This is a genomic window from Arthrobacter sp. JCM 19049 (assembly GCF_001310435.1).
Window position 1 is genome coordinate 1 of record NZ_BAXF01000906.1, and the last position, 583, is coordinate 583.

1 protein-coding gene and 1 pseudogene are annotated in these 583 nt (G+C 70.2%); both read left to right on the plus strand.

Annotated features, from left to right (window positions below; all coding sequences use genetic code 11):
* A pseudogene (locus JCM19049_RS17040) lies at nucleotides 1-373 on the plus strand (MBL fold metallo-hydrolase); the annotation flags it as partial.
* Nucleotides 370-583, plus strand: a 214-nt coding sequence (locus JCM19049_RS17045) for a rhodanese-like domain-containing protein (protein ID WP_279403509.1), incomplete at its 3' end; no start/stop codon positions are given. The pseudogene JCM19049_RS17040 and the gene JCM19049_RS17045, both read left to right, overlap by 4 nt.

Genomic DNA, 583 nt, shown 5'->3' on the forward strand with positions numbered 1-583 from the left:
CGCCTTTGGCGGCACCCACGCCACCATCCACCACTCCATCCCGGTGGTCGCGAACATCGGCTACCTGCTGGGGGAGCGGATCTTCCACCCCGGCGACAGCCTGCAGGTGCCGGTGGGGCTGCACCCCGACGTGCTGCTGGTGCCGGCCATGGCGCCCTGGTCGCGGGTGGGGCAGACCATCGACTTCGCCACCGAGGTCGACGCGCCGCTGTGGCTGCCGATCCACGACGGGCTGCTGAACGAAAACGGCCTGGGGCTGTTCGACCGGCTGCTGGGCAACGCCGCCACGGCCCAGGGGCGCAATTACCAGCGCTGGGAGCAGGGCACCAGCTACGACATCAACGACCTGATCTCCCGGGAGCCAAACGCATGAGCGCCTTGATCCGGGCCAGCGACCTGGCCGCGAAACTCCAAGACCCCAACCTGGTGCTGCTCGACGTGCGCTGGAAGCTGGGCGCCACCGACAACCGCGAGCAGTACCAGGCCGGGCACATCCCGGCCGCCCGTTTCGTGGATCTGGAAACCGAGCTGTCCGGCCCGGTCGGGGAGCACACCGGACGCCACCCGCTGCCCACCGCCGTGG